This window comes from Anabaena sp. TISTR 8404, assembly GCF_056847745.1.
Window position 1 is genome coordinate 4,290,001 of sequence record NZ_CP180578.1, and the last position, 13,554, is coordinate 4,303,554.

The 13,554-nt window shown below is 41.4% G+C and carries 11 protein-coding genes, 2 tRNA genes and 2 rRNA genes (1 of these 15 only partly in view); 4 read left to right on the forward strand and 11 right to left on the reverse strand.

What is annotated here, in order from left to right:
* A 23S ribosomal RNA gene (locus tag ACMX3D_RS18545) occupies positions 1-28 on the reverse strand; it reaches 2,792 nt to the left of the window's first position.
* Between the two features lie 20 nt (positions 29-48).
* On the opposite strand from ACMX3D_RS18545, the gene ACMX3D_RS18550 reads away from it, so the two are divergent.
* Positions 49-204 carry a hypothetical protein gene (locus ACMX3D_RS18550; protein WP_482747343.1) on the forward strand — a complete coding sequence of 52 codons (156 nt, stop codon included), beginning with the start codon at positions 49-51 and terminating at the stop codon, positions 202-204.
* A 50-nt stretch (positions 205-254) separates the two neighbouring features.
* On the opposite strand, the gene ACMX3D_RS18555 is transcribed toward ACMX3D_RS18550, so the two are convergent.
* From ACMX3D_RS18555 to ACMX3D_RS18565, 3 genes are all read right to left on the reverse strand, one after another.
* A tRNA-Ala gene (locus ACMX3D_RS18555) sits at positions 255-327 on the reverse strand.
* Between the two features lie 87 nt (positions 328-414).
* A tRNA-Ile gene (locus ACMX3D_RS18560) sits at positions 415-488 on the reverse strand.
* 118 nt (positions 489-606) lie between these two features.
* Positions 607-2,095 (reverse strand): 16S ribosomal RNA (locus ACMX3D_RS18565).
* Together the 16S and 23S rRNA genes with 2 tRNA genes alongside form the textbook arrangement of a ribosomal RNA operon.
* 308 nt (positions 2,096-2,403) lie before the next feature.
* Here ACMX3D_RS18565 and glyQ point away from each other — a divergent pair.
* On the forward strand, positions 2,404-3,282 hold the full coding sequence (gene glyQ / locus ACMX3D_RS18570) for a glycine--tRNA ligase subunit alpha (protein ID WP_482747344.1): 879 nt from the start codon (positions 2,404-2,406) through the stop codon (positions 3,280-3,282).
* A gap of 108 nt (positions 3,283-3,390) precedes the next feature.
* Here the strand turns inward: glyQ and ACMX3D_RS18575 are convergent, their stop codons facing one another.
* The 5 genes from ACMX3D_RS18575 to ACMX3D_RS18595 form a co-directional block, all read right to left on the reverse strand.
* Entirely contained in the window at positions 3,391-4,182 is a 792-nt protein-coding gene (locus ACMX3D_RS18575) for an ABC transporter ATP-binding protein (protein ID WP_482747345.1), read from the reverse strand.
* An 8-nt stretch (positions 4,183-4,190) separates the two neighbouring features.
* Positions 4,191-5,144, reverse strand: a complete 954-nt coding sequence (locus ACMX3D_RS18580) for a branched-chain amino acid ABC transporter permease (protein WP_482747346.1) — start codon at positions 5,142-5,144, stop codon at positions 4,191-4,193.
* A gap of 23 nt (positions 5,145-5,167) precedes the next feature.
* Entirely contained in the window at positions 5,168-6,118 is a 951-nt protein-coding gene (locus tag ACMX3D_RS18585; RefSeq protein WP_482747347.1) for a branched-chain amino acid ABC transporter permease, read from the reverse strand.
* A gap of 7 nt (positions 6,119-6,125) precedes the next feature.
* Positions 6,126-7,346, reverse strand: coding sequence for an ABC transporter substrate-binding protein (locus ACMX3D_RS18590; RefSeq protein ID WP_482747348.1), 1,221 nt, complete (start codon positions 7,344-7,346; stop codon positions 6,126-6,128).
* Between the two features lie 346 nt (positions 7,347-7,692).
* Positions 7,693-8,865, reverse strand: coding sequence for an FAD-dependent oxidoreductase (locus tag ACMX3D_RS18595; protein WP_482747349.1), 1,173 nt, complete (start codon positions 8,863-8,865; stop codon positions 7,693-7,695).
* Positions 8,866-9,478: 613 nt separating this feature from the next.
* Between ACMX3D_RS18595 and clpS the strand changes: the two genes are divergently transcribed.
* Positions 9,479-9,805 carry an ATP-dependent Clp protease adapter ClpS gene (gene clpS, locus ACMX3D_RS18600; RefSeq protein WP_482747350.1) on the forward strand — a complete coding sequence of 109 codons (327 nt, stop codon included), beginning with the start codon at positions 9,479-9,481 and terminating at the stop codon, positions 9,803-9,805.
* A 4-nt stretch (positions 9,806-9,809) separates the two neighbouring features.
* Positions 9,810-10,139 carry a DUF2103 domain-containing protein gene (locus tag ACMX3D_RS18605; RefSeq protein ID WP_482747351.1) on the forward strand — a complete coding sequence of 110 codons (330 nt, stop codon included), beginning with the start codon at positions 9,810-9,812 and terminating at the stop codon, positions 10,137-10,139.
* A gap of 126 nt (positions 10,140-10,265) precedes the next feature.
* Here ACMX3D_RS18605 and ACMX3D_RS18610 read toward each other — a convergent pair whose 3' ends face one another.
* Together ACMX3D_RS18610 and ACMX3D_RS18615 are read right to left on the reverse strand one after the other, a co-directional pair.
* The gene (locus tag ACMX3D_RS18610) at positions 10,266-10,586 is read right to left on the reverse strand and encodes a hypothetical protein (RefSeq protein ID WP_482747352.1); all 321 of its coding nucleotides are present in this window, start codon (positions 10,584-10,586) and stop codon (positions 10,266-10,268) included.
* A 379-nt stretch (positions 10,587-10,965) separates the two neighbouring features.
* Positions 10,966-13,305, reverse strand: coding sequence for an IMS domain-containing protein (locus tag ACMX3D_RS18615; RefSeq protein WP_482747353.1), 2,340 nt, complete (start codon positions 13,303-13,305; stop codon positions 10,966-10,968).
* Positions 13,306-13,554 lie beyond the last annotated feature (249 nt).

Consider the following 13,554-nt stretch of genomic DNA (forward strand, 5'->3'; position numbering starts at 1 on the left):
TCCACCATTAGCTCTTATTCGCTTGACCACTTTACATTTGGCTTATCCATGCAAACTTTTCTTGGTTCTGTTTACTTCGTGCTTGCCGCTGATTCACTCAACATTCCGCACTCAGCACTCAGCACTTCGATTCGTCTGCCTGCTATTAATCGCGTTTCTATGCAGTTTTCAAGGTTCTGGCTGGAATCACTCCCAGCAGTCTAACTATCGTTAGTTGCTGTCTGTTCCTTTTTTTGGTTATTTTGCTTTTCAGGTGGAGGTTAGCGGACTCGAACCGCTGACATCCTGCTTGCAAAGCAGGCGCTCTACCAACTGAGCTAAACCCCCATCATGAATTTTGGATTTTTGATTTGCGATTTCGGATTGAACAATAACAATCTAAAATCCACAATTTAAAATCTAAAATTCTTTAGGTGGGCCATCCTGGACTCGAACCAGGGACCTCACCCTTATCAGGGGTGCGCTCTAACCACCTGAGCTAATAGCCCCAATGCGAACCAACCTATAGTTTGAAAGCAGGCACTTCTCTCTGCGACCGACCTCGGTTGACCATCTCAGTTTCTATTTGCTGTTTGCTTTCGATACTTGAGTGGGTAGGTCTCCCTAAAAGGAGGTGATCCAGCCACACCTTCCGGTACGGCTACCTTGTTACGACTTCACCCCAGTCACCAGCACTGCCTTAGGCATCCCCCTCTCCGAAAAGTTGGGGTAATGACTTCGGGCGTTGCCAGCTTCCATGGTGTGACGGGCGGTGTGTACAAGGCCCGGGAACGAATTCACTGCAGTATGCTGACCTGCAATTACTAGCGATTCCTCCTTCACGAAGGCGAGTTGCAGCCTTCGATCTGAACTGAGCTACGATTTCCGGGATTTGCTTGCGTTCGCACGCTTGCTGCCCTCTGTTCGTAGCATTGTAGTACGTGTGTAGCCCAAGACGTAAGGGGCATGCTGACTTGACGTCATCCCCACCTTCCTCCGGTTTGTCACCGGCAGTCTCTCTAGAGTGCCCAACTTAATGCTGGCAACTAAAAACGAGGGTTGCGCTCGTTGCGGGACTTAACCCAACATCTCACGACACGAGCTGACGACAGCCATGCACCACCTGTGTTCGCGCTCCCGAAGGCACTCTTCCCTTTCAAGAAGATTCGCGACATGTCAAGTCTTGGTAAGGTTCTTCGCGTTGCATCGAATTAAACCACATACTCCACCGCTTGTGCGGGCCCCCGTCAATTCCTTTGAGTTTCACACTTGCGTGCGTACTCCCCAGGCGGGATACTTAACGCGTTGGCTCCGGCACTGCGAGGGTCGATACTCGCAACGCCTAGTATCCATCGTTTACGGCTAGGACTACTGGGGTATCTAATCCCATTCGCTCCCCTAGCTTTCGTCCCTCAGTGTCAGTTGCGGCCTAGTAGAGCGCCTTCGCCACCGGTGTTCTTCCTGATCTCTACGCATTTCACCGCTACACCAGGAATTCCCTCTACCCCGAACGCACTCTAGCTATGTAGTTTCCACTGCTTTTACAAAGTTAAGCTTTGCTCTTTAACAGCAGACTTACATAGCCACCTGCGGACGCTTTACGCCCAATCATTCCGGATAACGCTTGCATCCTCCGTATTACCGCGGCTGCTGGCACGGAGTTAGCCGATGCTGATTCCTCAAGTACCTTCATTTTGTTATTCCTTGAGAAAAGAGGTTTACAACCCAAGAGCCTTCCTCCCTCACGCGGTATTGCTCCGTCAGGCTTTCGCCCATTGCGGAAAATTCCCCACTGCTGCCTCCCGTAGGAGTCTGGGCCGTGTCTCAGTCCCAGTGTGGCTGATCATCCTCTCAGACCAGCTACTGATCGTCGCCTTGGTGCGCTCTTACCACACCAACTAGCTAATCAGACGCGAGCTCATCTTCAGGCAGCAAGCCTTTCACCTTTCGGCACATCCGGTATTAGCCACCGTTTCCAGTAGTTATCCCCGACCTGAAGCCAGATTCTCACGCGTTACTCACCCGTCCGCCACTATCTCCGAAGAGACCGTTCGACTTGCATGTGTTAAGCATACCGCCAGCGTTCATCCTGAGCCAGGATCAAACTCTCCGTTTTGAATCGTTTGTTTTTAGCTCTCTATATGGCTGCGCTTTTTTAACCTCAGCCTGGTTATTTTATTTACTTGACGCAGGCTACTTGTGCTATGATTGCTTTCAAACTATAATCTTTTCATGGTTCGGTTCCCTATCGAGCGACGCTTTTCCGCGTCCGCCTCTCTCAGGCACTTATTCAATATAACTAACCTACTTAATAGTGTCAACCTCTTTTCCAAAAATTTTTTTCGCACCTCTGGAAACTCCCTACTGATAGACTTTCTAGTTCACAATAGTGAATGCACTGTGCAGAGTAAGGAAGGGTAGAGCGTGAATTTTCAGTCGGTAATAGCCACACTGCATCAATTCTGGAGCGATCGCGGTTGCTTAATTGCTCAGCCATACGACATTGAGAAAGGGGCTGGTACTAAAAATCCGCATACATTTTTAAGAGCCTTGGGCCCGGAACCTTGGGCTGTGGCGTATGTTGAACCATGCCGTCGTCCTACAGATGGACGCTACGGCGAAAACCCTAACCGCTTCCAGCATTATTATCAGTACCAAGTTTTAATTAAGCCGTCGCCAGATAATATTCAGGAAATTTATCTTGATTCTTTGAGGGCTTTGGGTATTCGTCCGGAAGACCATGATATTCGGTTTGTGGAAGACAACTGGGAAGATGCAACGGTAGGTGCTTGGGGTACTGGTTGGGAAGTATGGTTGGATGGGATGGAAATTACTCAATTTACCTACTTCCAACAATGTGGTGGAGTAGATTGCAGACCTGTATCGATTGAAATTACATACGGATTAGAGCGGTTAGCGATGTATCTCCAGCAAGTTGAAGCAATTACAAAGCTTCAGTGGACAGACAACATTACTTATGGAGATGTTTTCCTGCAAAATGAGATTGAACAGAGTACTTATAATTTTGAAGCATCAAATCCTGAGATGCTGTTAACATTATTTAATTTGTATGAGCAGGAAGCTAACCAGTTGACGGAGCGTGGTTTAGTCTTACCAAGCTTAGACTATGTAATGAAGTGTTCGCATACTTTCAATCTACTGGATGCTAGAGGAGTAATTTCTGTAACGGAAAGAACTCGCTATATTGCCAGGATTCGTCATTTAGCACGAAAAGTAGCACAACTATATGTAGAACAGCGAGAAAAGTTGGGTTATCCTTTGCTGAAGAAAACATCTGTGTGAGTTTTACAAGCCTCGAAACTACTACGCACACTACTTTTTGTCTAACATTACGGTGCTGTCTCAGCAAGATACCGCCTTATGCTCAATTCGGCTGTAATTGTAGGAAGATTATTCATTTCCTAAATAAGCTTCAATTACAGCCGGATTATTTCTGACTACTGATGGTTCACCTATAGCAATTATTTGTCCAAAATCTAATACAGCAATACGATCGCACAAACCCATCACTAATGGTACGTGATGCTCAATCAGAATAATCGTTAAACTGAAGCGATCGCGTATATTGCGGATAAATTCACTGAGATGCTTTTTCTCGCTGGGGTTCATCCCTGCTGCTGGTTCATCTAAAAGTAAAATTTGTGGTTCTAACGCTAAAGCACGAGCAATTTCTAAGCGACGTTGGTCACCATAAGCGAAATTTTTAGCTTTCTCTTCTGTGCGATCACTCAATCCTACTAGTTCTAATAATTCTAAAGCTTTTTGTTTACTTTGATATTCTTCATTGGGAGCAGGGGGCAATCCCAAAACTCCTGTAATCATATTACTTTTAGTATGCAAATGCCTGGCAATAATAACATTTTCTAACGCTGATAATTCGCCAAATAAGCGAATGTTCTGAAAAGTTCTAGCAATACCTAAACCCGCAATTTGATGGGGGCGTAGTTGGGATATTTTTCTGCCTTGATAAATTAATCCTCCATCCGAAGGAGGAATCAGGGCTGTAATTAAATTAAATAAAGTTGTTTTCCCAGCACCATTCGGGCCAATTAATCCAAAAATCTCATGTTGATTAACTTTAAAAGATACATTATTTACTGCTACTAAACCATCAAAGCGGCGGGTTAGTGAGTTAGCTTCTAATATAACTTTGCTTTTATCTGGAGAAATAGTTTGAGACATCTTTAAACTTATATTTTATCTTTTATTTCCTTTTTCCTTGCCTTATAAATTGTAAAAATCTCAGGAGTAATTAAACCTTGAGGGAAAAATATAGTACCTATAACTATAAGTAAACCAAAAATAATTAATCGTCCATCTCGGAGAAATTGCGCTAACCAACTTAACCAATTAGGAAAAATACCTGAATCTGCGATACCGCGTAAAATTTCTGGTAAGGCTGTAAATACCATACCGCCTACTACTGAACCTAAAAAAGTTCTTGAACCACCAATTAAGACAAAAGTCAAGTAAATAATACTGGCATCAAATGTACCTTGTCGTGCATTCCACGTGTTAAGAAAATGGGCGCTAATTGCACCCACAACTCCAGCAAGAATTGCACCCAGAGTAAAAGCTAAAACTTTGTAGTAGGTGGGATTAATTCCCATTGCCCCTGCGGCTAATTCGTCTTCGCGGATAGCTGTAAATGCCCTACCCACTCGCACGCGTTCTAAACGATAGAATAACACCATACTAATCAATAGTAATGGTAAAGCAATCCATAAATATTCGATTTGATTTTGGAAGGGTTGAGGTATACCAAAAATCCCGACAGCACCGCCTGTTATTTCTAAATTTAAGGAAAGAACTCGCAAAACTTCGACAAAAGCAATAGTGGCGATCGCTAAATAAATTCCCCTTAATCTTAGCGCCGGAATCCCTACTACTACACCTAATATTCCGGACACTAAACCAGCAATTAACATTTCCAATAAAACTAAATGTAGGGGAAATAAATTACTACTGGATGTAAAAACTTTTGTGGATAAAATCGCTGCGATATATCCACCTAAAGCATAGAATCCTGGGCTTGCTAAAGATAATTGCCCAGTCATTAAAGGTAAATATAAAGAAAGTCCTAATAATGCCCCCAGTACCATAGAGACAATTAGCGAACCATAAGTTGAAAAAAATTCAGCCATAAATTGCCAGAATGCAGACTTTATTAGACTTTCTGAATGAATCGCCGACCCAGTAAACCTTGAGGTCTAACTAATAGCATGATAAACAATATTCCAAAAGCTACGGCATCTTTGTAACCGGAATATTCAGCGGGGACAAAAGCTTCTACTAATCCAATGAGTAATCCTCCTAGCACAGCACCAGGAATACTACCCAAACCTCCCAAGACTATCACTGCTAAACCCCGCAATCCAAAGGCGATACCAAAGTATGGGCCAGCGATACTCACACTAGAAGCCACCAATGTTCCGGCTAATCCTGCCAGGAAACTGCTGATGAAGAATGTCAAAACAATGAAGCGATCGCTGTTAATTCCTAGTAAACTAGCTGTTGTTGGATCTTCGGCGATCGCTTGCATAGCCTTACCATATTTAGTTCGATTGATAAAATAGGTAAGAATTGCCACAATTACCATTGACACAACAAAAATTAACACTTGCACGCTGCGAATCGGAATTGGTTTTTCTTCTGTGCCAAAGTTAATTGCAGGTGGTAAATTACCAAAAGTATTGGCTGGATATGTATAACTTTCTGCCCCTACTAAATACTGAATTAAGTTAACAATTACTACTGCTACGCCCAAGCTAGAAACAACTGTTAATAAAGGGTCAGATCCTTGACGACGCAACGGTAGAAAAGCAATACGTTCCATTGCAACTCCCACCAGTCCAGCTAAGACGCTTCCTATAATCAAGGATATGGCAAATGGTAATTGTACTGGTAGGCTAACATTAGCCAGCAAACCATTAAATCCAAAAGTTCCACCCATGAGTGCGTAAGTAAAATAAGCACCCAGGGTAAAAATTGCACCATGAGCTAAGTTAATGATGCCTAAAATAGAGTAAACAAGGGTATATCCTAAAGCAAAAATTGCATAGACACTGCCAATTGATAACCCATTTAATAATTGTTGGAAAAACAGACTAATATCCATTTAGCCACTATTTTAAAAATGTGAATTTACCTTTACTACCGTCTGGTTCCATTTTGATTTGAGCTACATAAAAATCTTTTTGTACAACTTCTCCTAGCGGTGTAAAACCTATTTCACCCAAAGGTGTATTATACTTACCAGCTAGTAACTGCTGATTCAATTCTGTTCGTAATGCTGGTAGTTGTAATTTATTCACTTTGCTCTTTTGATCTAAATATTTTAATGCTTCTACATATACCTGAACTGCTGCAAAAGCTTGAGCGCTAAATTGTGGTGGTTCTTTTTTAAATTGGTCTACATAAGCTTTACGAAATACTGCATTAATCTCACCTGGATGTTCTGGGCTGTATGCTTGAGCAATTAGTAAACCATCGCAAAGTGCTTTACAAACTGGGAATATATTGGAGGTATTCAGACCATTACCACCAACAATTAAGCCTTTATAGCCTAGTTCTCTTAGTTGTCGCACTAAGTTACCACCATCAGCTGCTAAACCAGAAATAATCACTAAATCTGGTTTAAGATTAATAGCATTGGTGGCTTGGCTTTGAAAATCTGTATCGCTAGTTTGGAATTTTTGGACTGTAACTAGTTCTAAATTTTGCTGTTTAACAGTTTCCTGAAAAATTTCTGTTTCTGATTTGCTGAACGCATCATTTTGTGCATAGAAAACTGCAACTTTTTTAATCTTAGGATTTAGCTTGAGTGCAGCTTTAATTGAATTAGGTGCAACAACAGAAACAGGTGCAGAAACACGCGCAATATAATCACCAATTTCGGGTATACCTTTAGCTGTGTTTGATGGCCCAATTACTGGGATTTTAGAACGTTCAGCAATCGGGTCAGCACTAAAAGCTTGTTGTGATAAAGTCGGGCCAACAATTCCAACTACTTTATCTTTATTAATTAATGCTTGAAAGGCATTGATTGTTCCAGCTTCATCACCAGCAGTATCTTGAAATACTAATTTAATAGGTGTACCATTGATACCACCTTGATCATTAAAATATTTCTCAGCAATTTTAGCGCCAGCAACTTGTTCTTGACCAAGTAATGCAACATTGCTAGTTTGTGCCACAGCAATACCAATAGGGATAACGCCTGATGTTTCTGTGGTTACTGCGCTATTAATTGTAGTATTTGTGTTGGTGTTAGAACCACCACAGGCGGTTAGTAATAAAGCAAAAACAGGTAGTAGTGCTGTGGTACGAATAAAAGCGTTTTTCATCAGTGAATAGCTATGTAGTTCTTAGAAATTGCAAATAATTTAATCGTAAAGGTTATCAAATGTAAGCCAATTGATGCTATTTTCTTATTTATCAAGAAATTTATTAAATTATTTTTATTTGACCATGCAAAGACAAATGTTCAAAGTGTTGATCAATACAATTTATTAAAGAATGCAGACATCGGATGTAAAAATTAAAATCCAGTAGATGACTTCGCTCACTGTTTAGGGAATGAAAAGACAACCCTATGTTCAGTCCAGCGAAAAATATCATAGTACATAATATCGTACTGTGTGATGCAAGTTTTGAAGATCGCAAGTTATCTTTTAGTGTGGATAAACAGTATTATCTACTAAACTGCTCCATAAAGCGACGGTCAATCCAATCTTTCCAGCACCATAGTAGAGGGTGAGGTGGTAAGGTGAATGCGCCTTTGGTGGCGATCGCTCTTTTGTCGCCTGTACCAATTAGACTTAAATATTGCTGCTGTGGTCTATAAGGTTTGAGTGGCTTGCTTAAGATAATTCGTTGCAAGTTTTCAAATAAAGGCTTACCCTGACGCACCGCAAATACACCCGCTTTTGGCCGGGGATGATTTACCATTGTGGCAATATCACCTGCTGCAAATACCTGTGGGTGCGTTTGAGATTGCAATGTGTCATTGACTGAAATAAAGCCTTGTTCATCAGTCCCTAATCCTGTAGTTTTTAACCAGTCTGGTGCTGATGCTTGTGTTACCCAAAAAATTCTTTGGCACTCTACTCCTAACCCAGATTCACATTTCACTGTAAATAATTCTTCAGTTCTCTGATTATCCACAGGTGCAATTTGAGATACAGATTCCCCTAGATGCAGCTTAATATCTCGACTGGTGAAGATTTTTTGTACCTGACGCTGCACTGAAAAATGGTAATGAGGCAAAATTTCCTGATGGCGCTGAAATAAGTGAATTTCTAGATTTTGAATTGGTTGTTTGTTAGCAATCAGTATCTGCTGTAAATGTGTTTGTATTGAGAGTGCTAATTCTACGCCACCAGCACCACCACCAACAATGGCAATTTTCAGTTGTTGTTGGGGATTATCGTTAAAGCTTTGCAGCAGTTTATACCAATTTTCTAGCAGCTTTGCTACTGGTTTAGCTGGGATTGCATATTCTGCGGCACCAGGTACAGATGTTGTGGCTGGAGTGCTACCAATATCAATAGACAAAACATCAAAATTTACAGGAGGATGGTTAGCGCAAATGACTTTGTGATTTTCTAAATCTAGACCAATGGCTTGGTCTATACATAACTTTGCATGAGCAAAGTTAGCCAATTTCCGCAAATTAATGTGGCATTCCTCATAACTATATAATCCAGCAATGTGTCCTGGTAACATTCCAGAATAAGGTGTATCTGATGCTGGAGTAATTAAAGTTAAACGTACTCCTGGTAATGGTTTCATGCCAAACATTCTTAGGGCGATCGCATGACTGTGACCACCACCAACTAGCACTAAGTCTTTCGCTGCATTCATACATAGCATTTACTGATGCTACTTCTGTTAGTGATAGTAGTACAACTAGATTTCATTTTCATACTATCCCCTACTCCCTACTCCTGACAGGAGTAGGTTTTTTACGAGAGTGTGATACCAATTTTGGATTTTAGATTTTGGAGCCACTGCGTTGCAGAGGCTCCCTCCGTTGTAGCAAGTGACGTGATTTTGGATGGAAAACCTTGATTCATCAAATATTACAGCAGTTTGAAAAGGGAATAAGGAATGGAAAGAAGCTATTTGTTTGCCTGTTGCTTATTGACTTTCCCAAAGCGTTAACTAATTGATTGACTTTTCTTAACCCTGTTGTACCAACAATTTGGTTATCCTAACTAAGGATAGGCATTATTGATTACAAATAAGCTCTACCCTTCAAACATGGCGAGAATAGATCTTCATTTCCTAGCAGGTAGTTTGTGATGTGCTTCCTGCTAGGTTTACCTATTATTAGTCAATGGTCAATAGTCAATAGTTATTATTTATTCTCCCTTGCACCCTTGGTTGGTATACCAATAACTCATACACGTCAGACTATGGACTAAACTATTTACTTATAATGTAGTTTTGTAAAATCTTGTTAGCCAATTGTCTTATGATTACAAGACTTTCAGCAGCTGTGTACGGAATGGGTACAGCACCAACTGTTGCTCCTGAACGGTCTAGTCAAACTATTCGCAAACCGTATCCCAATTACAAGGTTATTGTTTTAAACGATGACTTCAATACTTTTCAACACGTCGCTGAGTGTTTGATGAAGTATATCCCGAATATGACTAGCGATCGCGCTTGGGATTTAACTAATCAGGTTCATTATGAAGGGCAAGCGATCGTTTGGGTAGGCCCCCAAGAACCAGCAGAATTGTATCACCAACAGCTGCGGCGAGCCGGTTTAACAATGGCTCCCCTAGAAGCAGCTTAACATCATGGGCAAAAATACAGGCTCCCAAAAAGCAAATAACCGCAAAGATGGCAGACTCGTTTGGAATCACTCTACCCATCTTCCCGGTCTTATACCTATTTTAGAACTTCTCTGCCAGCAAGATGGCATTCACACCGTTACCCCAGGGGTAATTGGAAGGGTAAAAGGTCATAGCCCAAAAATGCAATTACGCATATCTGTGCCAATTCGCGGGGGTTACAAAGTTATCGCTAGACACGGTAAGACAGTACAAGAGGTGTTCATCCTGACTAGTTTAGTCCAGGATGAACTTCAAACAGCTATTGCGATCGCTATGAAACATCAATCAGCTTAACAGTTACTAGTTCATAGTAATTCAAAGCTTTTGACTAAAAAAGTGGTACAAACCTCGCCTATAACCCATACCTTTATATTAGATATAATTCCAGACTTCACACTTCACACTTCATACTTCAGTTAACTATTCTTCAACCCGACGTACTGCAAATTTATGTAGCGGTAAACTCAAAATACAAGAAAAAGTTAAAAAATATGACAATGCTGTAGTGATTTTCAAAGACATCACTACAGATTCCCAGTCAGGTAAAATTACCTTTTCTAGCGCAAAAGCAACACAATATACAAGCCAGTAAGAAAAGCTCATTCTAAATAAAATCTTTTCTGTTTCTTCTATGTCATCTTTTGGTTGCTTACCGTCCCAGAGTAATACTAAACCAAGAACACAAGCACCAAAGGAAACAGCAACTACAAATTCATGACACAAAAAATTCATCGAATGCATTTGCCTCGATCCCAATACTTTGCAATTGAGATTCAGTCTAAAGGAATATTCCTTTCAGTTACACAAAATATTTACAAACTGCAATAAGCACTGCGATTAATGTTACAAACTGCAACCTTTTTTATGGTACTTAACTAAACTAAATATATTCCTACTCGCATTACTAGAGATTTGCATATATAGCGGTAGTCACATAAATTGAAACCATTTTTAATTGCTCAAAGCTTTGCTCAGCGAAAATACTTATTCATTACACAATCTTTTCATGGTGTTTTTGATTGTTGACGTTTAACAGTTGACCGTTGACAGTCAACCGTTAACGCCATTAAATATGCAAATCAAATGGGAAACAGCTGAAGATGATTAAGCTGGCTGAGTTTTAAAAGTTCATGCTCACTTGATTTACAACATACATACTCTGAATTCGCCATTTACCTTCTCGTCGAATTAAATCATAGCGAACCCGCAAACTTTCGTTAGAAGACTTTTTCTTCTGACCATTTTCATAAAATTGTGTTGCTTCTTTGACAGTAGCTAAAACTGCGGCGCGATTGGGGTCTAGCTCATTTTTACTCACAAATTCGACTTTAACGCTGTGGTCGTACTGGCGATAACGGTTATCTAATTTATCTTGCTGGGCAATTAATCGCCATTGAGATAAAGATGAACCAGTTAAGATATCGCTGAGACTCTCAACATCATGGTTTGGTCCCAAAGCTAGGGCTTTGGTAGAAAGCCAAGTCCGAATTACCTCTTCGGCGGTTGCATCTGTAAGCGGGCCATCAGGTGGGAGTAACTCGCTATAGCCATTAGGAATTTCTATTGGTGGTTGATTTAGTTGCACAGACAACTGCTTACCTTCTAAAGCAGGAGCCGGGAAAAATATATCTTTTAACCAACCAAAAGTTGTGGAAACTATCAGCCAGAAGACCAATATACCAGCTAATGAAGCAAACACTGTCCAGACTAAGCGTGTTTTACTGTCTAAACTGCTGCTGACAGTACGCCGTTGCCGAGTCCGGCGATCGCGATTATTATCTAACCCATGTTCTCGGTTAACTTGTTGACTAGGAGGCTTACGCCGTCTGCGCTTTTGCGTAGGACGAGGCGTAGGCGCAGCACCTTTACCATTTAGATGATGACTAGTTGGTTTTTCTGGTCGTGCGGTGGTAGAAGATGCCACAGGTATTTCTGGTGGCTGGGTATGATTTACCGCAGGTGATGCAGGTGGTGTGTTCCATCTCGGAAGTGGCGAGTTGGGATACTCAGTGCTTCTTTGGTTTGGAGTTTCTGGCAAATCCAGATCAGGCATTCTAGCGTGATTCTGGCGAGCAACCCCAGGCGCATGATTTTGTTGACGATGATTATTGGGTTGTGGTGAAGCAAAAGGTTGACGATTAATTACACCCCACTCGTTGCTAGTTTCTGCATCTGTAGGCAGTGCTTCTAAATATGCTTGCACTTGCGGGTTAGCAAAGTAATCTTTGAGAGCAGCTTGCTGTCTTGACAGATCACGAAAATGTGGAAACACTTCATGTTGTAACCACTGTTCACCATACAGGCACAACCCCGGTAATAAATCAGGAGAGTCTTGGGATTTTTCTCGAATAAAAGCTAAAGCTTCATACTCCTGACTCATTTCTAAAACACGGGTTGCTTCTTCAGTTTGCCCCAACAATAGCGCACAGAGTGACTGTTCTAAATGCACATCTTGACGCTTACCTAAATGCATCAGCATTTGTCTGGCCTGACGAATTAACGCCGGTTGACGTTGGGCAAATCCTCTAGCAATCAAAGCATAAACTGCTAGGTAAGTGGCCACAGCCGATGGACGCTTACTTTCTGCTTCAAATAACTTGTGTTGTTCGGCAACTGTTAAGTAGTTGCGTATTTGCTGAATAAATCGTAGAAAGTCATCTATACTTAAACCCGATTGATCGTTGTTAGTTCCATCAATACCGCCGCGATCGTCAAGGAGGCTCTGCAATAATTCCAACCCTTGGCGGCGTTCTCCAGTCTTCTCTAAAGGTAACTCTAGTAATTCTAAAACCCGATAAGGACGTAATTTATAAAGATCAGCCTGAATTTCTGCCTGGACGCTAGAGAATATTCCTTCACTAGCCAGCATATCTAACCCAGATTCTAGAGAAACTGCGGCATTTTCGTAATAACCTTGCTGCCACTGTTCCCGCCCTAATTCTAGACAAGCTAAAGCCAGAGTCAGGACAATATCTGGATGGTCACTCGTTTCGAGAAAGTCTTCCTCAGTAAGAGGATTACCTATTTTGGTAGAGGCTGTACTGTGATGATTGGCTAGGTAGGTACGACCTAATTTAAGGACGAGTTCATATTCTCCTAGCTCTTGCAATATTAACAGCGCACCAACTAATTCTTGTTGGGCAATTTCAATACTAAGACCTTGACTATCAAGATCACCATTAGTGTCTATGCGTTTGCCTGCTGTGACTGTGGCAGTAGCAGTACCATCAGGGTCATAAGCATGGGACAGATAAAGCTGATCGTAACTGCTACGTTCTTTCGGATTTGATAAAACCACGTAAGCTGTTTCTATAAGTTGTTTACGAGAAGAAATTGCTGCTTGAGAATACTCTCGTCGCGGCAATTGCACAATGCGATCGCTATATGCTTGCCGCAACTGTTCTTCGCTTGCCGCTAACGGTAGTCCTAAAATTCGGTAGTAATCTAGCGGAATTCGCACAGCCTACTTCCCCTGCACCGTGATCAACATAATCCACCTAGAGCATTCCAGGCATGTAAAACCGTGCCATAATATTACGGTGAATAACACCGTGCCGGACTTACACTATAAGTGTATAGTGCAACAATTAATTTTGTTCCCTCTGAAATTTTGAGACACATTTTAGTACTATTAATTTGACTTCGCCTAGGTACGAGGGAAACTTTGTTTTAATTCTTAGTATTTATTTGTGTATAACTGCTATCAGCT